Origin of the sequence: Xanthomonas sp. WHRI 1810A (assembly GCF_040202885.1) — a bacterium.
GTDB lineage: Bacteria > Pseudomonadota > Gammaproteobacteria > Pseudomonadales > Pseudomonadaceae > Aquipseudomonas.
Genome location: NZ_JBEGED010000021.1, coordinates 58,387 through 80,360, shown reverse-complemented (window position 1 = coordinate 80,360; position 21,974 = coordinate 58,387). Strand labels below are relative to the sequence as shown.

The following is a 21,974-nucleotide window of genomic DNA, read 5'->3' as shown; positions in this document are numbered from 1 at the left end:
TTGACTAAAAAGGGATCGACAGCACATGCGCATATTGATCGTGGGAGCGGGGGCGATCGGCGGCTATTTTGGCGGCCGATTGCTGGAAGCGGGTCGTGACGTGACCTTCCTGGTGAGGACCGGGCGGGCCGAAGCGCTGGATCGTGATGGCCTGGTGGTGCGCAGTCCCCTGGGCAACATCGAGTACCCGTCACCGCCCTACGTGCTGACCCAACGGCTGGATCTGCCCTATGACTTGATCCTGCTCAGTTGCAAGGCGTACGACCTGGAAGCGGCCATGGAGACGTTCGCGGTGGCGGTAGGCCCGGACACACTGATCCTGCCGCTGCTCAACGGCATGGCGCACCTTGAGCGTCTGGCCGAGCGCTTCAAACCCGGCAATGTGCTCGGCGGACAGTGCCTGATCTCGCTGGACCGCGACACGTCAGGGGCGATCCTGCATTTGAACGACACCAACCAGCTGTCCTTCGGCGAGCTCAGTGGCGCGCTGACACCGCGCATCCTGCGGGTCGCCGAAGCGTTGGCCGATGCCGGCTTTGCCGCCAACCTCAGTCAGCAGATCGTGCAGGAAATGTGGGAGAAATGGTGCTTCATTGCCACCGCTGCTGGCGCCACCTGTGCGATGCGCGGTGCGATTGGCGACGTGCTGGCGGCAGGGGGCGATCCCTTGGTGCTGAAGTTGCTGTCGGAATGCGCCAGCGTCGCCGAACGGGAGGGCTACCCGTTACGCAGCGACGTGCGCCTGCGTCACCAGAAAATGCTGACCACCGCTGGTTCGAAGATGACCGCGTCGATGCTCCGCGACATCGAGCGAGGCGCGCCTATCGAGGTCGAACACGTGATCGGCGATATGATCGCCCGGCGCGCCGCCAGCGGTGGGGAAAGACCGTTGCTGTCGGTGCTGGACTTCGTCTACCTGCACCTCAACGCCTACGAAGCACGGCGGCTGCGCGAGCAATCGCCAGGGTGAGATGAAAGACTCTGTTGGAGCGTTCACTCCTTATTTCAGGGAATGTGACGGCCATTGTTGGAGCGAGGCTTGCCCGCGAAGGCTGAGTGTCAGGCGCTGAAGATATACCGCCTGTACCGGCCTCTTCGCGGGCAAGCCTCGCTCCAACGGTCCCTGACTGATCGTTCCCACGCTCTGCGTGGGAACGGCGTTTTGGACGCTCCGCGTCCCGGTGACGCGGAGCGTCACGGCAGGCATTCCCACTCAGAGCGTGGGAACGATCTATGGCTTATTTAGCCGCCGACAATTCCATGATCATCCGAGTCAGCAGGTAGATCCGGGGCGAGACGCTTTCGACTTCGGCGTATTCCTCGGGGGTGTGGATGCCGCCGCCGACGATGCCGAACCCGTCCAGCGTGGGCACGCCGACCGCCGCCGCCAGGCTGGCATCCGCCGCGCCGCCGCTGCCTTCGATGGTCAGCTTGCGACCCAGTTCGCCGTAGATGCCTTGGGCCATGTCCACCAGTTTGTCTGACTCGGCCGTCTGCGGCATCGGCGGCAGGCCACGGATCAATTGCGTGGTGACTTCGGTCTCCGGGATCGATTTGTCGGCCGACACCCGCACCAGGTCTTTTTCAATCCGGTCGAATTCCTCCGGCACCGCCACCCGTACGTCAGCCTTGGCGACGGCCATGTCCGGGATCACGTTGATCCGGTCGCCGGCGTTGATCACCGTAAAGTTGATGGTCGTCTTCTTCTCGGCGTCGCCCAGTTTGCCCAGTTGCAGGATTTGATGGGCGGCTTCCATGGCGGCGTTGCGTCCCAGCTCCGGTGCGACGCCGGCGTGGGAGGCCTTGCCCTTGACGGTGACCACCGCCGTGCCGCTGCCTTTGCGCCAGACCACCAGGCCGTCGGCGGGGCGCCCCGGTTCCAGGTTCAGCGTCACGTCGTGGGCCTTGGCGACTTTCTGGATCAGCGCCGTGGCAGCGTCCGAGCCGGTTTCTTCGCTGGCATCCAGCAGGAAGGTGATCTGCGCGTAGTCCTTGAAGTTCAGGTTCTTGAGGATTTTCAGCGCGTAGATCCCGGCAACGATGCCGCCCTTGTCGTCCATGACCCCTGGCCCGTAGGCGCGTCCGTCCTTGATGGTGAACGGGTGCGCGGCAGCTGTGCCTTCCTTGAACACGGTGTCCATGTGCGCCATCAACAGGATTTTCGCCTTGCCGGTGCCCTTGAGCGTGGCCACCACGTGGCTGCTTTTGTCCGGCGCGGTGTTGGGGAAGGTCTCAATGGTGAAGCCGAGTTTCTTTAACTCATCGACCGTGATGTCACGCACCTGGGTCAAGCCCGGCTCGTAGCCGGAACCCGAGTCGATGTTCACCAGTCGCTCCAGCAGTTTCAGGGCCTCGGCCTTGTATTGCTCGGCATCCGCCTGGACTTGCGGATGAGGCGCTGCAACGGCGGACGCCGCCATGCCCAGGGTCAGGCCCAGGGCCAGGGTGGTCGCGAGGATGGAGCGGGAGAATGGCAGGATCATACGGCGTTCCCTGATGTTGTTATTGAGGAGGTGGTCGCCACACCCTAGCGGCTCCCGACGCATTTCGCACGTGCAACGCGCATCCCCCGGCCCACGGAGGCTTTAGCCTGATGGGGCCCCATTGGGCAACTATCACCGAACCTTCCGGGTGAGCTACCCTCATAGAATTACGTTCACTCGCAGCCAGAAGAGAGGTGCCTCATGCCAGTCAAGCACGATCTATACGCGGATTTGAGTATCAGTAAGGAAGAACTTGCCCAGCGCCGCGGCGGCGATCCGAAGTTAAACCACCTGGTGACTCAGTACGACGAAATCGATGCCGACGTGGTGAAGGCCGAGTCCGGATCGGCCGGGGATGTATCCGATGATCAACTGAAGAAACTCAAGGAAAAACGCCTGCTGGCCAAGGACAAGATCGTCCAGCAACTGAGCCAATAAGGCTAAACAGCATTCGCGGGACAGAAAAAGCGGCAGGTCATGGACCTGCCGCTTTTTTTTGCGTTGCTGTTTTGCGTGGACGCGGCCTAGACCGCCGGGTTCGGCCCTGTTGGCCGTTCTGGCTCATCCTCGGGCTTGACGGTCTTGGGCTGCGATACGCTGGATTTCACGTCATCGACAAAACCTTTGCCCGCTTCGGTGGCCTTGGCATAACCGTCGCTGGCCATGGTTTTGGCCTTGTCGGTGAGGCGATCACTGGCCCGGCCCATGACCTGATTTTCCTTGGCCGTGGCGGGCAGGGCAGCACCGATCGCTGCGCCCAGTGCGATGCCGATGGCGGCGAGGGCCAACGGTTGCTCCTTGAGCATGTAACCCAGGCTCGACTGCAGGTTTTGACCCTGGCGGCGAAGGGCATCGCTGGCGTCGTGGGCCGTGGCATTGAGGCGCTGGCTGGCGGCGGACACCTTGTCACCGACGCCGTGGCCCATGTCGCTGGCGCTGTCGGAATAGTCGTGGGCCTTGTCGCTCAGGTGACTGGCCTTATCCTTCATCCGATTGGCCGTTTCCTGCACCCGGGCCTTGGCGTTGCCGAAGGTGTCGGTGACGCTCTCGGCCATGTGGCTGACGCTGTCGCCCAGGCCGCTGAACATCGAGGGACCGGTGCTGGTGGAGGGTTGGCGGTTCTGGCCCATCATCAGCCAGAGCAGGCCCACACCGGTCAGCACGGTGGGCACGGGGTTGGCCCTAACCGTGGTGCCCAGATTGCCGAAAAACTCACCGCCATTTCGCCGGCCGTAAGCCAGGGCTTCGTCGATCAACTGGCCGGGCGACAGCTTGCTTTCCAGAGCGTCGACCAGGTTGCCGATATTGGCGCGGCGGGCGTCGATTTCACGCTCCAGGGTTTCCGGGGATTTTTCCGATTCAGCCTCCAGGTCAGGCCTGTTGGGGCGGTCGAAGGATTCTTCGGTGGCGAAGCTGCTGTCGATGCTCATGAGACTTTCCTCTGAATGGCTTCCTTGTCTTTGTTCAAGGAATTGACCGTGCGCTCAGGCGTAAGGTGCGAGGCGTCAAATTGCTTTTTGCCTGACTGGACCATGATGAAGCCCACGACCATGGCGACCACGCCGACAATCAACGCCGCCAGCCACGGGACCATGATCATCGCCAGGGCATACACCCCCGCCAGTAAAAGAATCACCAACCCGGCGAGCATCACCACGGCGCCGCCTGCAACTGCGGCGACCCCGGCTTTGGTGGTGGTGATCGATTCCTTGATCTCGGCTTTGGCCAGGGCCAGTTCCTTGGTGACCAGCGCAGGCACTTCGTGGGCCAGTTGACGGATCAGACCCAGCACCGAGGTATCGCCATCGCTTGACCCGGTGGGGCCGGTTTCAGGATTAAAGGCCATCACAGCTCTCCTTGTCGGGTGGGGGACGGATCAGCCGGTGAGTAGGGCTGACCGCGATCAGGTGCACCTGGCGCGCGATAGGTCCCCGGTTGTGCGCTGTGGAACACGTCGTCGGTGTGCGGTGGCGTGGTCACCAGTTCTTCATCGGAGGCGATGCGCGGGTCAAATTCCGAAGGGCTTGCCGCAGGCTCAGGATACGGATTGCCAGCGTCGTCACTCGGTACACGGGAGGAGGGCCCGGCGTTGATGTCGGGACTGGAGGCGCGCAGGAAGCGTGACAATCCGAACCCCAACGCGATGCTCCCGGCAATGAACAGCGCCGGGTTGTCCTTGGCCAACTGACCGGCCTTGTGCAGCAGCTCTTCGGCACTCTTGCCCCGCAGGTCTTCGGCCAGCGTGCTCATGCTCGCCGCGACGTCGGTGACGTAATGCGACAGGCCGAGGGTGTCGTGGTCCTGCATGTTTTCGGCGGCCGACTTGGCGCCTGCTGCCAGTGAAGCCAGCTGTTCGGCAGCGGTTTCACGGTACTGCTCGAACTGCGCCGTGCCCTGTTCGCGGACACTGTCGAGCGCCGCCTTGGCGTCGTCCTGAAGGTTTTGCAGGTGTTCAGCCGCAGGTGGCGTTTTGTCCGGGTCGCCTGCGCTGTTGGGGCTTTCATAAGTTGTGGACATCGTATTCACCGTTTCCATTTACGAAGTAAAGGCAGACTCAGTTCACAACGACGACAACGGACTGTCTGGAACTGCTGCGCTCGGCCAGGTACGAGCGTTCAACTGTTACAAACGGTGGAGTGACGGTTTTTAGCGGGAGTTCGAGCGGGTGGACAAGCGGTAGTGGCAGCCAGTGGCCAGTGTTTCCGGGGAGAAGGGGAATTGCGACGAGGTTCAGATCGGTTTAAGGCAGAAAGACAGCGGGGAATGACAGGGGGGCACACAAAAAGCGTGATCTACAAACGGCGCCTGCGCGGTGTGCCGCGCAGGCAGTCTGCTTTCGGATTAAGCAGACTGCGCCCAAGAGACCGTCAGCCCGAATTATTGGGGCTCTTGGTTCGGTGCGATCTCGGCTTGAATGCGTTTGTAGATTTCTTCGCGGTGAACCGAAACGTTTTTCGGTGCGTTGATACCGAGCCTGACTTGCAGGCCTTGTACGCCCAGAATGGTCACGGTGATTTCGTCACCGATGTTTATGCTTTCGCCGACTTTGCGGGTGAGTATCAACATAATCTTTTCCTTGATGGCCTCATGAAGCGCCTCTACCAAGAGGCTGGCGTGAGCCTTTGGGTGGTGGTTTTTGCCGACTGCATCCAAATGCGTCCATCAGTATGACGTCATCGGTGCGATTTTAATTCCCCAGCTTCTTTTTCTTATTCTCGGCAGTGCCCTGGAGCCCTAAACGGCATGCGAATTATGCCCGGTTCTGACGGCAAATCCCCGTGTTCAGGGGTGCAAACCGTGGTTGCCGAATCCGGGGCGGCGACTATTGCACACTCCTTTTACTTTTAATGCAAAGAACTCGTGCAGAGGAGTGAAGATTTTTTCATGGCTCACCCCTGTAGGAGATCTCCTGTCTGGAGTGTAGGGGAGTTCGTAAATGTGCGACGGCAAAAAGACATGTGTTTAGGCGCGGGGATGGATCCACACTGGATGCAGCTGGGACGACGGGGAAGGGGAGATGACAGGGCATAACACGTAGAAACCTGCAGGCCCACGATCAACGTGGGCCTGCAAGGGATACAGCGGGGGTCAGACCACCAGCGACAGCAACATGATGAAGATGATGCCGACCACCGAGAGGATGGTTTCCATCACGGTCCAGGTCTTCAGTGTTTCGGAGACGGTCATGTTGAAGTACTGCTTGACCAGCCAGAAGCCGGCGTCGTTGACGTGGGACAGGATCAACGAACCTGCACCGGTGGCCAGCACCAGCAACTCACGGTTGACGCCTGGCACCATGCCGACCACAGGCGCGACGATACCGGCGCCGGTGATGGTGGCAACGGTGGCCGAACCGGTCGCGATGCGAATCACCGCCGCCACCAGCCAGGCCAGCAGGATCGGCGAAATCTGCGCCTGCACGGCCATGTGACCGATCAGGTTGCCGACGCCGCTGTCCACCAGCATCTGCTTGAAGCCACCGCCGGCACCGACGATCAGCACAATGGCCGCCACTGGCGCCAAACTCTGGTCCAGCAGCTTGATGACGTGCTCGCGGCTGAAACCGCGTGCTGAACCGAAGGTGTAGAACGCCAGCAGCAGCGCAAACAACAGGGCGGCAATCGGATGACCGATGAAGTCCATCCAGATGCGGAAAATATGGCCGGCCGGGAGCGCGACGTCCGCAAAGGTCTTGAGCAGCATCAGGAACACCGGCAGCAGGATCGTGATCAGGGTGATCGCGAAGCTCGGCAGGTTTTCGTTGGTGGATTCCTTGGCGATCTGGTCCATCAATTCCTGGGACGGATTGCCGGGGATGTACTTGGAAATCCATTTGCCGTAGATCGGACCGGCAATGATGGCGGTCGGCAACGCAACGATCAGACCGTAGAAGATGGTCTTGCCGATGTCAGCGTTAAAGATGCCGATGGCCAGCAGCGGGCCCGGGTGCGGTGGCACCAGGCCGTGAACCGCCGACAGGCCTGCCAGCAGCGGGATGCCGATCTTGACGATGGACACGCCGCTGCGACGGGCGACGATGAACACCAGCGGGATCAGCAGCACGAAGCCGATTTCGAAGAACAGCGGGATGCCCACCAGAAACGCCGAAAACATCATGGCCCAGTGCACGCGCTCCTTGCCGAAGCGGCGGATCAGGGTTTGCGCGATCTGGTCGGCGCCGCCCGAATCGGCCATCAGCTTGCCGAGCATGGTGCCCAGGCCAAGGATGATGCCGACGAAGCCCAGCACGCCGCCGAAACCGTCCTGGAACGACTTCATGACCTTGTCCACCGGCATGCCGGAAGTCAGGCCCAGAAAACCCGCAGCGATGGTCAGCGCTACGAAGGGGTGAACTTTGAACTGGGTGATCAACAGCACAAGGCCGATGATGGTCACCACCGCATCCACCAGCAGATACGTCTCTTGGGTCATACCGAACATGGGGGTGTCTCTCCGTTGTATTTTGTTTTTTTGGAGCTATCGCCAAACGCTGGCCGGGAGGGTCGTGGTGCTATCCGGACAGCGCTGTCTTTGCCGCTCACGCCTGAACGCCGATCAAGCGCCGGTCAGGGAGCCTTCAGTGGACGCGGTTTTTGAAGCTTTCCACCAGTCGGCGGCTTGCTTGCCGATCTGTTCGATGGACTGTGTGGCGTCGACCACCAGCGTGCGGTCTTCACCGTACGGTGGCTCCAGGGTCGCGAACTGGCTGTCCACCAGGCTGGCCGGCATGAAATGGCCCGGACGGTTGGCGCAGCGCTCGGTGGCTTCTGCCTTGCTCAGCTCCAGAAACACGAAGCCCAGGCCAGGCACGGCGGCGCGCAGGGTTTCGCGGTAACGAAGCTTGAGGGAGGAGCAGGTGAGGATGGGATGTTCGCCATTGCGCAGGGCCGTGGCCAGTTCCTCGCCCAGGCGGGTCAGCCAGCCGGCGCGGTCTTCGTCATCGAGGGGGTGGCCGGCGCTCATCTTGTCGATGTTGGCCTGGGGGTGGAAGGCATCGCCTTCAATCAGGCGTCCTCCGCTGTTTTCAGCGATTGCAGCGCCAACGACGCTTTTGCCGCAGCCGGAAACACCCATTACCACGAGGGCGGAAATTGCATGTGGAGCAGTTGTCATAAAAACCTCGTCCCGAAGACAGCGCTGTCTTGACCGGCTACCAAGATGGGGCCAGGGCGCTGTGTCCAGGTGTAGTCATTGTTATGGGTATCTCGGTGGTTCATCAATCGCATCGATCCTGCCGTTTTTCGAGTAAAGAAAGCGTGCGAAGAAAGCGTTGCGGGACTCCCGGAGATAGCGCTACCTTAGGTCCCATCAGACACAATTTGCAACCCCTTCAGCTTTTGTCCTATCAGTTGGCAACGCATGACACGCAATGGTTCCCGCTCCACGGGTCGCCCGACCCTCGATCAGGTCGCGCAACTGGCCGCTGTTTCACCCATTACCGCATCAAGAGCCCTGCGTGGCGTGGCCACGGTGGCGCCGGCGCTGGTGGAAAAAGTCCGGGCTGCGGCGTTGAGTCTAGGCTATGTCGCCAACCCTGCCGCCCGGGCGCTGGCGTCGTCTCAAAGCCAGACCGTGGTGGTGCTGGTGCCCTCGCTCTCCAACCAGTTGTTCATCGAAACCCTTGAAGCGATTCAGGCGGTGTTGCGCCCCCGTGGCCTGGAAGTGGTGATCGGCAACTATCACTACTCGCCCCAGGAAGAGGAGAACCTGCTGCGCAGTCACCTGGCTAACCGGCCGCGGGGCATGCTGCTCACCGGCTTCGACCGCAGCCCGGTGGCCCAGCAATTGCTGTCCGCCAGCGGCGTGCCCTGCGTGCACATGATGGAACTGGACCCGCAGCGCGCGGAAGCCTGCGTCGGGTTTTCCCAGCAGCAGGCCGGCGCGGCCGCGGCGCATCACCTGTTGAGTCGCGGGCGTCGGCGTCTGGCCTACATCGCCGCGCAACTGGACCCTCGGGTGCTGCAACGGGGCACCGGCTTTCGCGCTGCGCTGGAAGCCGCTGGCGTGTACGACGAAACGCTGCAGGTGTCGACGCCGCAGCCATCTTCCATCGGGTTGGGCGGGGAGTTGTTTGCAGCTTTGCTTGAGCAGCACCCGGACGTGGACGGCATCTTCTTCTGCAACGACGACCTGGCCCAGGGCGCGGCGCTGGAAGCATTGCGACGGGGGATCAGGATTCCCGAGCGCGTGTCGTTGATCGGGTTCAATGACTTGCCGGGTTCGGCACACATGGTCCCGCGCCTGACCTCCATCCGTACCCCCCGCGAAGAAGTCGGCCAGCGCGCCGCGCAGTTGCTGCTGGGTCTGCTGGACGGGACGGTGCAACGCTCCCAGGTTGATCTGGGGTTTGAGTTGGTGGTGCGGGAAAGTACGTGAAGTGATAGCGCAGATTTATGTAGGAGCGCGCTTGCCCGCGATTGCGGTCTGTCTGCGACACACTCACTGGCTGACCCGCCGCCATCGCGGGCAAGCGCGCTCTCATTAATCAAGGGATTTGTTGTTGATTTTGAAGGCTCAACAACCTTGCTTCTGCCCGGAGGGCGTGGGAGTCCGGCTTGCCGACGATGGGCTGCGCAGCGGCCCCAAACCTAAGTCCTCGGCCTGTCAGACGCGCCGCGTGGACAGGTTTCACTGCCGGTTCCCGGCAGATCGCAGGACAAGCCAGCTCCCACGGCCTGCGGCCAGAATCAAAAGCTGCGCGGGTTGATGGCGTTCCACCGTTCAGCTTCTGCCCGGAGGGCGTGGGAGTCCGGCTTGCCGACGATGGGCTGCGCAGCGGCCCCAAACCTCAGTCCTCGGCCTGTCAGACGCGCCGCGTGCACAGGTTTCACTGCCGGTTCCCGGCAGGTCGCAGGACAAGCCAGCTCCCACGGCCTGCGGCCAGAATCAAAAGCACCGTAGGCCTCCCAGTGTGCTGCGCGACTGCGCCGCGTCTGGACGACGGGGGATCTCCTACACGTCACACCGTGCTGGTCAATCCTCTTTCTTGAACTTCAACCGAAACTGGTGCAGCAACGGTTCGGTGTACCCGCTCGGCTGTTCACGGCCCTTGAGCACCAGGTCCCTGGCCGCCTGAAACGCCACGGACTGGTCAAAGTTCGGTGCCATGGGCGTGTAGGCCGAATCGCCAGCGTTCTGCGCATCGACGATCTTGGCCATGCGCTTGAGGGTCTCGATCACGTGGTGTTCGTCGATCACGCCATGGCGCAGCCAGTTGGCCAGGTGCTGGCTGGAAATGCGCAGCGTTGCGCGGTCTTCCATCAGGCCGACGTCATGGATGTCCGGCACCTTGGAACAGCCCACCCCTTGCTCGACCCAGCGCACCACGTAACCCAGCAACCCTTGCGCGTTGTTGTCCACCTCCTGGCGAATCTGCTCGGTGGTCCATTTCGGGTCGTCCGCCACCGGCACGGTCAGCAGGTCCAGCTGGATCTGCTCGCTGGCGCCGTCCAGGTCGACCTGCTCCAGGTCCTGCTGAATGGCCTTCACGTTGACCGCGTGATAATGCAGCGCGTGCAGCGTGGCGGCAGTCGGCGAGGGGACCCAGGCGGTGGTGGCACCGGATTGCGGGTGGGCGATTTTCTGTTCGAGCATGTCGGCCATCAGGTCTGGCATGGCCCACATCCCTTTGCCGATCTGCGCCCGTCCGCGCAGGCCACAGGCCAGGCCCACCAGCACGTTATTGCGCTCGTACGCCTTGATCCACGGCGTGGCTTTCATGTCGCCCTTGCGCAGCATCGGGCCGGCTTCCATGGCGGTGTGAATCTCGTCGCCGGTGCGGTCCAGAAAACCCGTGTTGATGAACGCCACCCGCGCCGACGCCGCGGCAATGCAGGCCATGAGGTTGACGCTGGTGCGCCGCTCTTCGTCCATGATCCCCATTTTCAGGGTATTGCGCGGCAGCTTCAGCACGTCTTCGATGCGGGCGAACAGGGTGTCGGCGAACGCCACTTCCGCGGGGCCGTGCATCTTCGGCTTGACGATGTACACGCTGCCGGCGCGGGAGTTGCCGCGCCGTTCCAGGTCGTGCAGGGCGATCAGGCTGGTGATCACGCCGTCGAGGATGCCCTCGGGGATCTGCTTGTCGCCGTCGTACAGCACGGCCGGGTTAGTCATCAGGTGGCCGACGTTGCGGATGAACAGCAGCGAGCGGCCGTGCAGCTTCAGGGCATTGCCGTCGGCGGTGGTGTATTCGCGGTCCGGGTTCAGGCGCCGGGTGATGGTCTTGCCGCCCTTGACCAGCTCTTCGGTCAGGTCGCCCTTCATCAGGCCGAGCCAGTTGCGGTAGATCACCAGCTTGTCTTCGGCGTCCACCGCCGCGACCGAATCTTCGCAGTCGATGATGGTGGACAGGGCCGCTTCCACCACCAGGTCCTTGATCCCGGCAGGATCAGTGCTGCCGATGGGGCTGGTGGCGTCGATCTGGATTTCGACGTGCAGGTCGTGGTTTTTAAGCAGGATCGCAGTGGGCTGTTTCGGATCGCCCTGGTAGCCGATGTATTTTTCCGGCTGGGCCAGGTCGGTCTGGCTGCCGTCGGCCAAGGTTACCCGCAAGCTGCCGCTGTCGATGGCGTAGGCGGTGGCGTCCACATGAGAGCCGCTGCTGAGCGGGGCGGCCTGGTCCAGAAAGGCGCGAGCGAAGGCAATGACTTTGGCGCCGCGCAACGGGTTGTAGCCGGCCTTGATTTCCGCACCATTGGCGCTGGAGATGGCATCGGTCCCGTACAGCGCGTCGTACAGCGAGCCCCAGCGCGCATTCGCCGCGTTCAAGGCATAGCGGGCGTTGGCGGCGGGGACCACCAGTTGTGGGCCGGCCTGCTGGCTGACTTCGATGTCGACCTTGCTGGTGGTGGCCTGAACAGAGGCGGGCACTGGTTGCAGGTAGCCGATGGAATCTAGAAACGCGATGTAGGCCGGCATGTCGGTGACCGGCCCGGCGTTGGATTTGTGCCACTTGTCCAACTGGAGCTGCAAGCGGTCACGCTCGGCCAGCAGTTCTCGGTTGACGGGGGCGAGGTCGTGGACCAGCGAGCTGAAATCGGCCCAGAAAATATCGGGGTTCAGCCCGGTTCCGGGAAGCACGTCCTCGTCGACAAAGCGCTGCAGACTGGCCGCGACTTTCAGGTCGTGACGGTTGACGAATTCGGTCATCTCGGTTCTCCGTTTGGAAGGAAATTCTGTACTGATCGTTCCCACGCCGGTGAAAACGCTGAAAATCAAGTGGGAGCGGACCTGTCCGCGAAGAGGCCCGTACAGCCGACCTATCTATGGCGGGTTCAACACCGCATTCGCGGACAGGTCCGCTCCCACAAGGGTCTGCATTTCAGCAGGGGTATTGGCGGTGCCTCAGCCGGCATTCACCGCCGCCACACCGGCCTTGGCAATCTGCGCGTCCTGATCGGCCTTGACGCCGGACACGCCCACCGCGCCGATCACTTCGCCGTCGACGATCACCGGCACGCCGCCTTCCAGCGAGGTCAGCAGGGGCGCGGTGGTGAAGGCGGTGCGTCCGCCGTTGATCATCTCTTCATAGCCCTTGGATTCACGACGACCCAGGGCCGAGGTGCGGGCTTTTTCGATGGCGATGTAGCCGCCGATGGGCGAACAGCCATCCAGGCGTTCAAACCCCAGCAGGTGACCGCCGTCGTCCACCACGGCAATCGACACCAGCCAACTGTTGCCCTGCGCTTCGGCGCGGGCAGCGGCGATGATCTGGGTGACTTCGGTCTGGGTCAGTACGGACTTGGTTTTCATGCAGTTCTCCTGAGGGGAAGTGTTGTTATAGGTCTTGAGCGCGTGTGCGTTAGTGCAGAGCGTCTTCGATCAGTTCGATCCAATGTTTCACCGGGGTCCGGCCCGCGCCGGCCAGATGCGTCTGGCAGCCAATGTTGGCGGTGGCGATGACCTCCGGGTTGCCGCTTTCCAGGGCGCTCATCTTGTTGTCGCGCAACTGCCGGGACAGCCCTGGTTGGGTGATGGAGTAGGTGCCGGCCGACCCGCAGCATAGATGGCTGTCGGGCACCGCGGTCAAGTTGAAGCCCAGGCGCGTCAACACCGCTTCCACCGCGCCACCCAGTTTCTGCGCGTGCTGCAAGGTGCAGGGGCAATGAAACGCCAGCTTCTGGCTGGTGCAGGCGCCGAGCTTTTCCAGGGGTTCGGCGCGCAGGATTTCCACCAGGTCCCGGGTCAGTTCGCTGACCTTCGCCGCCTTGCTGGCGTACGCCGGATCGTCCCGCAGCAAGTGGCCGTACTCTTTGACGAACGCGCCGCAGCCGCTGGCTGTTTGCACGATGGCTTCGGCGCCGGACTCGATGGCCGGCCACCAGGCGTCGATGTTGCGTCGCGCGCGATCAAGCCCCGCATCCTGCGCATTCAAGTGGTAATCCACGGCGCCGCAGCAGCCGGCTTGCGTGATGGGTTTGACGCTGATGCCCAACCGGTCCAGCACCCGCGCCGCCGCACCGTTGGTGTTGGGCGACAACGCCGGCAACACGCAGCCTTCGAGCATCAACACCTGGCGCGCGTGCTGTTGCGTCGGGCGTGCCGTGGCCGGGCGGATGTGCGCCGGCAGTTTGGTTTTCAGGCTGCCCGGCAGCAAAGGGCGAAACGCTGCGCCCATCTGGGTCAGGGATTTGAACACGCCGACATTCGGCACCACCGCGCGCAACCCCTCGCGCAGCAGGCGCTGGGCCATCGGGCGCGGCACGGCGGCGTCCACCACCGCGCGGCCGATGTCCAGCAGGTTGTGGTATTTGACGCCGGACGGGCAGGTGGTTTCGCAGTTGCGGCAGGACAGGCAGCGGTCCAGGTGCAGCTGGGTCTTTTCCGTGACCTCGTTGCCTTCCAGCACCTGCTTGATCAGATAAATCCGACCGCGCGGACCGTCCAGTTCGTCGCCCAGCAGCTGATACGTCGGACAGGTCGCGTTGCAGAAGCCGCAGTGCACGCAGCTGCGCAAAATGCTTTCGGCTTCTTCGCCACGGGGCAGGCGCCGGGCCTGTTCGCTCAGGGTGGTCTGCATGGTCAGATCTCCGCGTACATTCGGCCCGGATTGAAGAGTCCGTGCGGATCGAGTTGCGCCTTGAGTTGGCGGTGATAGCGCAGCAGCGGCGAGGGCAGGGGATGGAACGGGCTGTCCTCCAGGCCATGGCTGTAGCACAGAGCATGGCCGCCGACTTCGCTGACGATGGCGCGAATCTCGGCGCCGCCGGCCTCGGATTTGAGCCAGCGTTGCGCACCGCCCCAGTCGATCAACTGATCGCCCGGCAGGTTCAGCACGCCGGTGTTATTGGGCACCGACAGTCGCCACAGCGGGCGGCCATCCGTGAAAAAATCCAGCCGGTGCGCGTTCAGTTCGCCCCAATACGCAGGGTCGATGGGTTCGCCGCCCAGTCGGTCATGGGCCGCCGCTACCGAGCCTTCGCCGCCTTCCAGGCGCAAGCGCAGTACCCGGCCATCATGGCTGGCCGCGCTGATGGGCAGCGGCTGCTGGCCCCATTGCGCCAGGCGGGCGAGGGCGTGTCCGGCGTCCATCTCCAGCAACAGGCTGGTGCACAGGCGCGGTTTGGGCAGCACTTTCAACGACACTTCGGTGATCACCCCCAGGCAGCCGAAGCTGCCGGCGAGCAAGCGCGACAGGTCATAGCCGGCGACGTTCTTCATCACTTCGCCGCCAAACCTGAGGTGCTTGCCGTGGCCGGTGATGACCCGGGTGCCAAGGACAAAATCCCGTACCGAACCCGACCACGGGCGGCGCGGCCCGGACAGCCCGGCGGCGATCATGCCGCCGACCGTGGCATCGCTGACGCCGTTGTCGCTGAAGCTCGGCGGTTCGCACGGCAGCATCTGCCCGGCCGCGTCCAGCGCCGCGGACAATTCGCTCAACGGCGTTCCGGCGCGGGCGGTGATCACCAGTTCGGTCGGGTCGTAGGTGACGATGCCGCGATGCGCGCGGGTGTCCAGCACTTCGCCGGCCACTTCACGCCCCAGAAACGCCTTGCTGTTGGCGCCTTGGATGCGCAGCGGCATGCCGACCTGGATGGCGGCGTTCACCTGCGCCACCAGTGCCGCGCTGGCATCGCGATCCTGCGGGATGACGGGTTCGGGTCGTTGACGTTCGGCGCCCATCAGAATCGCTCCAGTTCAGGGAAGGGCACTTTGCCCATGTGCACGTGCATCGCGCCGAATTCTGCGCAGCGATGCAGGGTCGGGATGTTCTTGCCGGGATTGAGCATGCCGCTGGGGTCGAACGCCGCCTTGATCGAATGAAACAGGGTCAGCTCGTCGCTGTTGAACTGCGCGCACATCTGATTGATCTTTTCGCGCCCGACGCCGTGCTCGCCGGTGATGCTGCCGCCGACCTTCACGCACAATTCCAGGATCTTGCCACCCAGGGCTTCGGCGCGGTCCAGCTCGCCGGGCTGGTTGGCGTCGAACAGGATCAGCGGGTGCATGTTGCCGTCCCCGGCGTGGAAGACGTTGGCCACCCGCAGGCCGTATTCCTCGGACAACGCGGAAATGCCCTTCAGCACGCCCGGCAGTTCCCGACGCGGAATGGTGCCGTCCATGCAGTAGTAATCCGGCGACAGCCTGCCAACGGCGGGGAAGGCGTTCTTGCGCCCGGCCCAGAAGCGCACACGCTCGGCTTCGTCTTTGGCCTGGCGCACTTCGGTGGCGCCGGCTTTTTCGAGCACGGCGCGGACCCGGTCGCAGTCGTCGTGCACGTCGGCTTCGACGCCATCGAGTTCGCACAGCAGGATGGCCTCGGCGTCCACCGGGTAGCCGGCGTGGATGAAGTCTTCGGCGGCGCGAATGGCCAGGTTGTCCATCATCTCCAGCCCGCCGGGGATGATGCCTTCGGCAATGATGTCGGCCACCGCGCGTCCGGCTTTTTCCACCGAATCGAAGGCCGCCAGCAGCACCCGGGCCACTTGCGGTTTGGGCAGCAGCTTGACCGTGACTTCGGTGATGACCCCCAGCATGCCTTCGGAGCCGGTGAACAGCGCCAGCAGGTCGAAGCCGGGCGAATCCAGCGCCTCGGACCCCAGCACCATGCGCTCGCCCTCGACGGTGAGGATGTCCACCGACAGCAGGTTGTGAACGGTCAGGCCGTATTTGAGACAGTGCACGCCGCCGGCGTTTTCCGCCACGTTGCCGCCGATGGAGCAGGCGATCTGCGAAGAAGGGTCCGGCGCGTAATACAGATCGAAGGGGGCCGCGGCCTGGGAAATTGCCAGGTTGCGCACGCCGGGCTGCACCCGGGCGAAGCGGCCGGCGGGGTCGATGTGCAGGATCTTGTTGAACCGCGCCATCACCAGCAGCACGCCTTTTTCTAGCGGCAGTGCGCCACCGGACAGCCCGGTGCCAGCGCCACGGGCGACCACGGGCACACGGCGTTCGTGACACAGCTTGAGGAGGGTCTGGACTTGCTCGAGGCGTTCGGGCAACACCACCAGCATCGGCGTGGTGCGGTAGGCGGACAGGCCGTCGCATTCGTACGGACGCAGTTCTTCCTCGCGGTGGAGGATGTCCAGGTCGGGCAGTCTGGATTGCAACGCCTGCAGCAGCAGGGCCTTGTCGGTGTCAGGCAGCACGCCGTCGACGCGTTCGTCGTACAGGATATTCATGAGGGGTTCGTCACCCTGTTTTGTTTTTATAAGGGCCTGGTCGATGAATGATCGATCGCCGGGCATGCTTGCATCATTGGCCGTGGCCGCCTTACTGTCCATGGCTTGCAGCGCTGGTCGAACCAGTTTTTCGCACCGTTCTTCGGCCAACGCGTCGCTAAACCAATAACAATCAATAGGTTAAACACAGCGGGCCGGTGATTTCTTTTGGTCGGGTCGACTGGTCATACCAGTGAGAGCGCTCATGCAGAACACAACAACAGTGCGTGCGCCGCAAGTGGCCGACGTGGTCAGCGAACGTATCGAGCGACTGATCGTCGACGGGGTGTTGAAGGTCGGCCAGTTGCTGCCGTCGGAGCGGCGCCTGACCGAAAAGCTCGGTGTCTCGCGCACGGCGCTACGCGAAGGGCTCAAATTGCTGCGGGCCCGGGGCATCATCGACACCCGGCAGGGCAAGGGTTCATTCGTTGCGCGGATGGACGGCGTGACGGCCAGTTCGCCGCTGTTGCACCTGTTCGGCTCGCAACCGCGCACCCTGTATGACCTGTTTGAAGTGCGCAGCCTGCTGGAAGGCGAATCGGCGCGGCTGGCCGCATTGCGCGGCACCGATGCTGATTTTGTGCTGATCACCCGCAGTTACGACGCCCTGGTGGCGGCCCATGACCAGGCGCTGGACGCGTCCGCCCATGCGCGACTGGATCATGCATTCCACCTGGCCATCTGCGAGGCGTCGCACAACCCGGTGCTGGTGCAGACCCTGCGTTCACTGACCGACCTGTTGCTCAACACCGTGTTTGCCTCGGTCAACAACCTGTACCACCGGGAAGCGCAGAAGAAGCAGATCGACCGCCATCACGCCCGGCTGTACAACGCCGTGACCGGCCGTTTGCCGGAGCAGGCGCGCAAAGCGGCCATCGCCCATATCCAGAGCATTTGCGACAACCTGCGGGAGATCGAAAACGAAGAACAGCGCCTGGTCCGGGCCACCTTGCGGCTGGAGGGGTGGACATGATGCATGGTAGGAGCGCGCTTGCCCGCGAGGTGTCGGCACATTCAGCAGGGCCGTCGCCTGACAAACCGCCATCGCAGGCAAGCGCGCGCCTACAGGTCAACTGCGTGGCTTGACAGTCGCCCGCCCAGCCCGCAATTTACCCGCTGCTTCAATTGATCTTCCAACAACAATAACGACGCCATGGCAGGCGCAATCGGCTAAGCCGGAGTACTCTTTCCTCCATGAAACGTTTTGGTCTTCAGCTCATCTTCGGCGATTTTCTCGCCCGCAGCGTACGCGGCATCCCGTGCGCGCCACCTGCTGGACTGTGATACCGGCTTCACGCCACTCACTTTCCAGGAGCAAGACCATGACTGACCTCTACCAAAACCCCATGGGGCTGATGGGCTTCGAGTTCATCGAATTCGCCTCGCCGGTCCCCGGTGTTCTTGAACCCGTGTTTCAGATGATGGGTTTCAGCAAAGTCGCCCAGCACCGTTCCAAGAACGTGTCGCTGTACCGGCAGGGCGCCATCAACCTGATCCTCAACAACGAGCCCCACAGCGAAGCGTCCTATTTCGCCGCCGAGCACGGCCCCTCGGTGTGCGGGATGGCGTTCCGGGTCAAGGACTCGCAACAGGCCTACGCCCGCGCGCTGGAACTGGGCGCGCAACCCATCGACATCGCCACCGGCCCCATGGAGTTGCGGCTCCCGGCCATCAAGGGCATTGGCGGCGCGCCGCTGTACCTGATTGACCGCTTCGGCGAAGGCACCTCGATCTACGACATCGATTTCGTGTTCATCGAGGGCGTCAACCGCCACCCCGAAGGCGCGGGCCTGACCTTCATCGATCACCTGACCCACAACGTCTATCGCGGCCGCATGGCGTACTGGGCCAACTTCTACGAGAAGCTGTTCAACTTCCGTGAGCTGCGCTATTTCGACATCAAGGGCGAGTACACCGGCCTGACGTCCAAGGCCATGAGCGCGCCGGACGGCATGATACGCATCCCGCTCAATGAAGAATCGTCCAGGGGCGCGGGGCAGATCGAAGAGTTCCTGATGCAGTTCAACGGCGAAGGCATTCAGCACGTGGCGTTTTTCACCGAAGACCTGATCAAGACCTGGGACGCGTTGAAAGCTCTCGGCATGCGCTTCATGACCCCGCCGCCCGGGACGTACTACGAGATGCTGGACGAACGCTTGCCTGAGCACGGCGAGCCCGTGGATCAGCTGCAGGCCAGGGGGATTCTGCTGGACGGTACGTCCGAAGGCGGCAGCCAGCGGCTGTTGCTGCAGATCTTCTCGGAAACCCTGATGGGCCCGGTGTTCTTCGAATTCATCCAGCGCAAGGGCGACGACGGCTTCGGCGAAGGCAATTTCAAGGCGCTGTTTGAATCCATCGAACGCGACCAGCTGCGGCGCGGGGTGTTGACCGCAGGTTAAGTGCTTCAAGCCCGCTTCTGCCCGGAGGGCGTGGGAGCCTGACTTGTCGGCGATGGGACGCGAAGCGGCCCCAGAACCAGAGGCCTCGGCACACCGGACATACCGCGTGCTCAGGTTTCACTGCCGGTGCCCGGCAGATCGCAGGCAAGCCAGCTCCCACGGCCTTCGGCCAGAATCAAGAGCGAAAAGCGTATCCCCATTGAGAAGTGGTGATTGTTACCCTCCACAAAACAAGAGGTCGCGATGTTCACACTCCATGCGCCTGACGCCCTGACCTATCAAAGCGGTTTCGGCAATCACTTCAGCAGCGAGGCCATCCCCGGCGCGCTGCCGGTGGGGCAGAACTCCCCGCAGCGGCATCCCCTGGGCCTGTACGCTGAGCAGTTTTCCGGCACCGCGTTCACGGTCCCCCGCAGCGAAGCCCGTCGCACCTGGCTGTACCGCATTCAGCCGTCGGCCAGTCATCCGCGTTATCAGCGGCTTGAAACGCAAATACGTGGCCAGCAACAAGGCCCGATCACCCCCAACCGGCTGCGTTGGAACCCTTTCCCGATCCCTGCGCAGCCCACCGATTTCATCGACGGCCTGATCGCCCTCGCCAGCACCTCGGCCGCCGGTCAGGCCGATGGTGTCAGCCTGTACGTGTACGCCGCCAACGCCTCGATGCAGCGCGCGTTTTTCAATGCCGATGGCGAATGGTTGATCGTGCCGCAGCAGGGTCGGTTGCGCATCGTCACGGAGCTTGGGGTGCTGGACATCGCGCCCCAGCAGATCGCCGTGCTGCCCCGGGGTCTCAAGTTCAGCGTCCAGCTCAAGGACAGCAGCGCCCGCGGCTATATCTGCGAGAACCACGGCAGTCCCTTGCGCCTGCCGGACCTGGGGCCCATCGGCAGCAATGGCCTGGCCAACCCTCGGGATTTCCTGGCGCCGGTGGCCTGTTTTGAGGACAGCACAACGCCGGTGGTGCTGGTGCAGAAGTTTCTCGGTGAGCTGTGGGCGACCACCCTGGCGCATTCGCCGTTCGACGTGGTCGCCTGGCACGGCAACAACGTGCCGTACGCCTATGACCTGCGCCGCTTCAACACCCTGGGCACGGTCAGTTACGACCACCCGGCCCCGTCGATTTTCACGGTCTTGACCTCGCCGGGCGCAACCCACGGCCAGGCCAACGTGGATTTCGTGATCTTTCCGCCGCGCTGGATGGTCGCGGAAAAGACCTTCCGCCCGCCGTGGTTCCACCGCAACGTGATGAACGAATTCATGGGCCTGATCGAAGGCACCTACGACGCCAAGGCCGAGGGTTTCATGCCCGGCGGCGGCTCGTTGCACAACTGCATGAGTGCCCACGGGCCGGACAACGCCACCGCCGAAAAAGCCATGGCCGCGACCCTCGCACCGCACAAGATCGAGCAGACCCTGGCGTTCATGTTCGAGACCGGCAGCGTGCTGCGCCCCAGCCTCCATGCGCTGCAGTGCCCCGAGCTGCAGGCTGACTACGACGGCTGCTGGAGCGACATGGCCCGAACTTTCAAACCCTTCAATTCGGACACGCCACGATGAACACGCCACGGCACTTGCGCAGCTGGGTAGCGTCGGCCAACGACCATCCGGACTTCCCGTTGCAGAACCTGCCCTTCGGCGTGTTCAGCCACCGCAACGGCAGCCGGCGGGGCGGGGTGGCCATCGGCGAGCGTATTTTCGATCTCAAGGCGGCACTGGACGCCAGCCTGTTCAACGGCGTCGCGCGGTTGGCCGCCGAAGCCGCCAGCCGCGATCAGCTCAATGATTTCTTCGCCCTCGGCGCCTCGGCCCGTCAGGCCCTGCGCGCGGACCTGCTGCACCTGCTGGACGAGAAAAGCCCGTACCGCGAGCGGCTGGAGGCGATGGCCGAGACGCTGTTGCGGCCGATGAACGAGTGCCAGATGCACCTGCCCGCGCGGGTCGGCGATTACACCGATTTCTACGTGGGGATTCATCACGCGACCAACGTCGGCAAACTGTTCCGCCCGGACAGCCCGCTGTTGCCCAACTACAAATACGTGCCCATTGCCTACCACGGCCGCGCCTCGACGTTATGCGTATCGGGCACGCCGGTGAAACGCCCCAACGGCCAGACCCTGGCGCCGGGCTCGGAAGTCCCGGCGTTTGGGCCGAGCCAGCGGCTGGATTACGAGCTGGAAGTCGGCGTATGGATCGGTCCCGGCAACAAAGCGGGGGAACCGATCGCCATCGCGGAGGCGGAGCAGCACATCGCCGGTTTTTGCCTGCTCAACGACTGGTCCGCGCGGGACCTGCAGGCCTGGGAGTACCAGCCGTTGGGGCCGTTCCTGTCGAAAAGCTTCGCCACGACGCTGTCGCCCTGGGTAGTAACCGCCGAGGCACTGGCGCCGTTCAGGTCCGCCCAGCCCAAGCGTCCGCCACGCGACCCGGCACCGTTGCCCTATTTGTTCGACGCCGACGACCAGGCCCAGGGCGCGCTGGATGTCGAACTGGAAGTGCTGATCCAGACCGCGCAGATGAAAGCGCAAGGCCTGGCGCCCCATGGCCTGGGCGCGAGCAACACGCTGAACATGTACTGGACGGTGGCGCAGATGGTCACCCACCACAGCGCCAACGGCTGTGCCTTGCAGGCCGGGGACCTGTTCGGCACCGGCACGTTGTCGGGGCCCTATGCGGGGCAGTTCGGCAGCCTGCTGGAAATGACCGAAGGCGGCCTGCACACCCTCGAACTGCCGGGCGGCGAAACCCGGACCTTCCTCCAGCCCGGAGACGAAGTGATCCTCACTGCCCGCTGCCGCAGGGCAGGGCAAGTCAGCATCGGGTTTGGTGAATGCCGCGGCGTGATTGTCGGTTGATTCAGGTCATTTGTAGGAGCGCGCTTGCCCGCGAAGGCGATGTGTCAGGCAATACAGATGTACCGACAGTAC

At 63.2% G+C, this 21,974-nt stretch carries 19 protein-coding genes; 7 read left to right on the top strand and 12 right to left on the bottom strand.

What is annotated here, in order from left to right:
• The first annotated feature begins 25 nt into the window (after positions 1 to 25).
• A complete protein-coding gene (locus ABQX22_RS23730) occupies positions 26 to 970 on the top strand; it encodes a ketopantoate reductase family protein (protein WP_349802320.1) in 945 nt (314 codons plus the stop codon).
• A gap of 268 nt (positions 971 to 1,238) precedes the next feature.
• On the opposite strand, the gene ABQX22_RS23725 is transcribed toward ABQX22_RS23730, so the two are convergent.
• On the bottom strand, positions 1,239 to 2,483 hold the full coding sequence (locus ABQX22_RS23725) for a M20/M25/M40 family metallo-hydrolase (RefSeq protein WP_349802319.1): 1,245 nt from the start codon (positions 2,481 to 2,483) through the stop codon (positions 1,239 to 1,241).
• A 201-nt stretch (positions 2,484 to 2,684) separates the two neighbouring features.
• Between ABQX22_RS23725 and ABQX22_RS23720 the strand changes: the two genes are divergently transcribed.
• Positions 2,685 to 2,921, top strand: a complete 237-nt coding sequence (locus ABQX22_RS23720; RefSeq protein ID WP_349802318.1) for a DUF465 domain-containing protein — start codon at positions 2,685 to 2,687, stop codon at positions 2,919 to 2,921.
• Between the two features lie 86 nt (positions 2,922 to 3,007).
• On the opposite strand, the gene ABQX22_RS23715 is transcribed toward ABQX22_RS23720, so the two are convergent.
• The 6 genes from ABQX22_RS23715 to ABQX22_RS23690 all read right to left on the bottom strand — a co-directional run bounded on the left by ABQX22_RS23715 (position 3,008) and on the right by ABQX22_RS23690 (position 8,096).
• Positions 3,008 to 3,913 carry a DUF3618 domain-containing protein gene (locus ABQX22_RS23715; protein ID WP_349802317.1) on the bottom strand — a complete coding sequence of 302 codons (906 nt, stop codon included), beginning with the start codon at positions 3,911 to 3,913 and terminating at the stop codon, positions 3,008 to 3,010.
• Entirely contained in the window at positions 3,910 to 4,329 is a 420-nt protein-coding gene (locus tag ABQX22_RS23710; protein WP_349802316.1) for a phage holin family protein, read from the bottom strand. The genes ABQX22_RS23715 and ABQX22_RS23710 overlap by 4 nt, the downstream gene beginning before the upstream one ends.
• Positions 4,329 to 5,000, bottom strand: coding sequence for a hypothetical protein (locus tag ABQX22_RS23705; protein WP_349802315.1), 672 nt, complete (start codon positions 4,998 to 5,000; stop codon positions 4,329 to 4,331). The genes ABQX22_RS23710 and ABQX22_RS23705 overlap by 1 nt, the downstream gene beginning before the upstream one ends.
• A 360-nt stretch (positions 5,001 to 5,360) precedes the next feature.
• Positions 5,361 to 5,549: a carbon storage regulator CsrA gene (gene csrA / locus ABQX22_RS23700; RefSeq protein WP_062380972.1), complete on the bottom strand. Its 189-nt coding sequence runs from the start codon at positions 5,547 to 5,549 to the stop codon at positions 5,361 to 5,363.
• Positions 5,550 to 6,071: 522 nt separating this feature from the next.
• Positions 6,072 to 7,424 (bottom strand): GntP family permease, encoded by a 1,353-nt coding sequence (locus tag ABQX22_RS23695; protein ID WP_349802314.1) that lies wholly within the window; start codon positions 7,422 to 7,424, stop codon positions 6,072 to 6,074.
• A 114-nt stretch (positions 7,425 to 7,538) separates the two neighbouring features.
• The gene (locus tag ABQX22_RS23690) at positions 7,539 to 8,096 is read right to left on the bottom strand and encodes a gluconokinase (RefSeq protein WP_349802313.1); all 558 of its coding nucleotides are present in this window, start codon (positions 8,094 to 8,096) and stop codon (positions 7,539 to 7,541) included.
• A 246-nt stretch (positions 8,097 to 8,342) separates the two neighbouring features.
• Between ABQX22_RS23690 and ABQX22_RS23685 the strand changes: the two genes are divergently transcribed.
• On the top strand, positions 8,343 to 9,359 hold the full coding sequence (locus tag ABQX22_RS23685) for a LacI family DNA-binding transcriptional regulator (protein WP_349802312.1): 1,017 nt from the start codon (positions 8,343 to 8,345) through the stop codon (positions 9,357 to 9,359).
• Between the two features lie 597 nt (positions 9,360 to 9,956).
• On the opposite strand, the gene ABQX22_RS23680 is transcribed toward ABQX22_RS23685, so the two are convergent.
• The 5 genes from ABQX22_RS23680 to glcD all read right to left on the bottom strand — a co-directional run bounded on the left by ABQX22_RS23680 (position 9,957) and on the right by glcD (position 16,609).
• Positions 9,957 to 12,134 carry a malate synthase G gene (locus tag ABQX22_RS23680; protein WP_349802311.1) on the bottom strand — a complete coding sequence of 726 codons (2,178 nt, stop codon included), beginning with the start codon at positions 12,132 to 12,134 and terminating at the stop codon, positions 9,957 to 9,959.
• 195 nt (positions 12,135 to 12,329) lie between these two features.
• Entirely contained in the window at positions 12,330 to 12,737 is a 408-nt protein-coding gene (locus ABQX22_RS23675; RefSeq protein ID WP_349802310.1) for a heme-binding protein, read from the bottom strand.
• 49 nt (positions 12,738 to 12,786) lie between these two features.
• Complete coding sequence (glcF, locus tag ABQX22_RS23670; RefSeq protein ID WP_349802309.1) at positions 12,787 to 14,004, bottom strand: glycolate oxidase subunit GlcF; 1,218 nt, start codon at positions 14,002 to 14,004, stop codon at positions 12,787 to 12,789.
• A gap of 2 nt (positions 14,005 to 14,006) precedes the next feature.
• Positions 14,007 to 15,110: a glycolate oxidase subunit GlcE gene (gene glcE / locus ABQX22_RS23665; protein ID WP_349802308.1), complete on the bottom strand. Its 1,104-nt coding sequence runs from the start codon at positions 15,108 to 15,110 to the stop codon at positions 14,007 to 14,009.
• Positions 15,110 to 16,609 carry a glycolate oxidase subunit GlcD gene (glcD, locus tag ABQX22_RS23660; protein WP_349802307.1) on the bottom strand — a complete coding sequence of 500 codons (1,500 nt, stop codon included), beginning with the start codon at positions 16,607 to 16,609 and terminating at the stop codon, positions 15,110 to 15,112. The genes glcE and glcD overlap by 1 nt, the downstream gene beginning before the upstream one ends.
• Positions 16,610 to 16,853: 244 nt before the next feature.
• Between glcD and glcC the strand changes: the two genes are divergently transcribed.
• From glcC to fahA, 4 genes are all read left to right on the top strand, one after another.
• On the top strand, positions 16,854 to 17,621 hold the full coding sequence (glcC, locus tag ABQX22_RS23655; RefSeq protein ID WP_349802306.1) for a transcriptional regulator GlcC: 768 nt from the start codon (positions 16,854 to 16,856) through the stop codon (positions 17,619 to 17,621).
• A 349-nt stretch (positions 17,622 to 17,970) separates the two neighbouring features.
• Positions 17,971 to 19,047 (top strand): 4-hydroxyphenylpyruvate dioxygenase, encoded by a 1,077-nt coding sequence (gene hppD / locus ABQX22_RS23650; RefSeq protein WP_349802305.1) that lies wholly within the window; start codon positions 17,971 to 17,973, stop codon positions 19,045 to 19,047.
• A gap of 243 nt (positions 19,048 to 19,290) precedes the next feature.
• On the top strand, positions 19,291 to 20,607 hold the full coding sequence (hmgA, locus tag ABQX22_RS23645) for a homogentisate 1,2-dioxygenase (RefSeq protein ID WP_349802304.1): 1,317 nt from the start codon (positions 19,291 to 19,293) through the stop codon (positions 20,605 to 20,607).
• Complete coding sequence (fahA, locus tag ABQX22_RS23640; RefSeq protein ID WP_349802303.1) at positions 20,604 to 21,902, top strand: fumarylacetoacetase; 1,299 nt, start codon at positions 20,604 to 20,606, stop codon at positions 21,900 to 21,902. Before hmgA ends, fahA begins: the two co-directional genes overlap by 4 nt.
• The last annotated feature ends 72 nt before the right edge of the window (positions 21,903 to 21,974 follow it).

Coding starts and splice junctions, on each gene's coding strand:
- ABQX22_RS23730 (WP_349802320.1), top strand. CDS start 26: ATGCGCATATTGATCGTGGGAGCGGGGGCGATCGGCGGCTATTTTGGC.
- ABQX22_RS23725 (WP_349802319.1), bottom strand. CDS start 2,483: ATGATCCTGCCATTCTCCCGCTCCATCCTCGCGACCACCCTGGCCCTG.
- ABQX22_RS23720 (WP_349802318.1), top strand. CDS start 2,685: ATGCCAGTCAAGCACGATCTATACGCGGATTTGAGTATCAGTAAGGAA.
- ABQX22_RS23715 (WP_349802317.1), bottom strand. CDS start 3,913: ATGAGCATCGACAGCAGCTTCGCCACCGAAGAATCCTTCGACCGCCCC.
- ABQX22_RS23710 (WP_349802316.1), bottom strand. CDS start 4,329: ATGGCCTTTAATCCTGAAACCGGCCCCACCGGGTCAAGCGATGGCGAT.
- ABQX22_RS23705 (WP_349802315.1), bottom strand. CDS start 5,000: ATGTCCACAACTTATGAAAGCCCCAACAGCGCAGGCGACCCGGACAAA.
- csrA (WP_062380972.1), bottom strand. CDS start 5,549: ATGTTGATACTCACCCGCAAAGTCGGCGAAAGCATAAACATCGGTGAC.
- ABQX22_RS23695 (WP_349802314.1), bottom strand. CDS start 7,424: ATGTTCGGTATGACCCAAGAGACGTATCTGCTGGTGGATGCGGTGGTG.
- ABQX22_RS23690 (WP_349802313.1), bottom strand. CDS start 8,096: ATGACAACTGCTCCACATGCAATTTCCGCCCTCGTGGTAATGGGTGTT.
- ABQX22_RS23685 (WP_349802312.1), top strand. CDS start 8,343: ATGACACGCAATGGTTCCCGCTCCACGGGTCGCCCGACCCTCGATCAG.
- ABQX22_RS23680 (WP_349802311.1), bottom strand. CDS start 12,134: ATGACCGAATTCGTCAACCGTCACGACCTGAAAGTCGCGGCCAGTCTG.
- ABQX22_RS23675 (WP_349802310.1), bottom strand. CDS start 12,737: ATGAAAACCAAGTCCGTACTGACCCAGACCGAAGTCACCCAGATCATC.
- glcF (WP_349802309.1), bottom strand. CDS start 14,004: ATGCAGACCACCCTGAGCGAACAGGCCCGGCGCCTGCCCCGTGGCGAA.
- glcE (WP_349802308.1), bottom strand. CDS start 15,110: ATGGGCGCCGAACGTCAACGACCCGAACCCGTCATCCCGCAGGATCGC.
- glcD (WP_349802307.1), bottom strand. CDS start 16,609: ATGAATATCCTGTACGACGAACGCGTCGACGGCGTGCTGCCTGACACC.
- glcC (WP_349802306.1), top strand. CDS start 16,854: ATGCAGAACACAACAACAGTGCGTGCGCCGCAAGTGGCCGACGTGGTC.
- hppD (WP_349802305.1), top strand. CDS start 17,971: ATGACTGACCTCTACCAAAACCCCATGGGGCTGATGGGCTTCGAGTTC.
- hmgA (WP_349802304.1), top strand. CDS start 19,291: ATGTTCACACTCCATGCGCCTGACGCCCTGACCTATCAAAGCGGTTTC.
- fahA (WP_349802303.1), top strand. CDS start 20,604: ATGAACACGCCACGGCACTTGCGCAGCTGGGTAGCGTCGGCCAACGAC.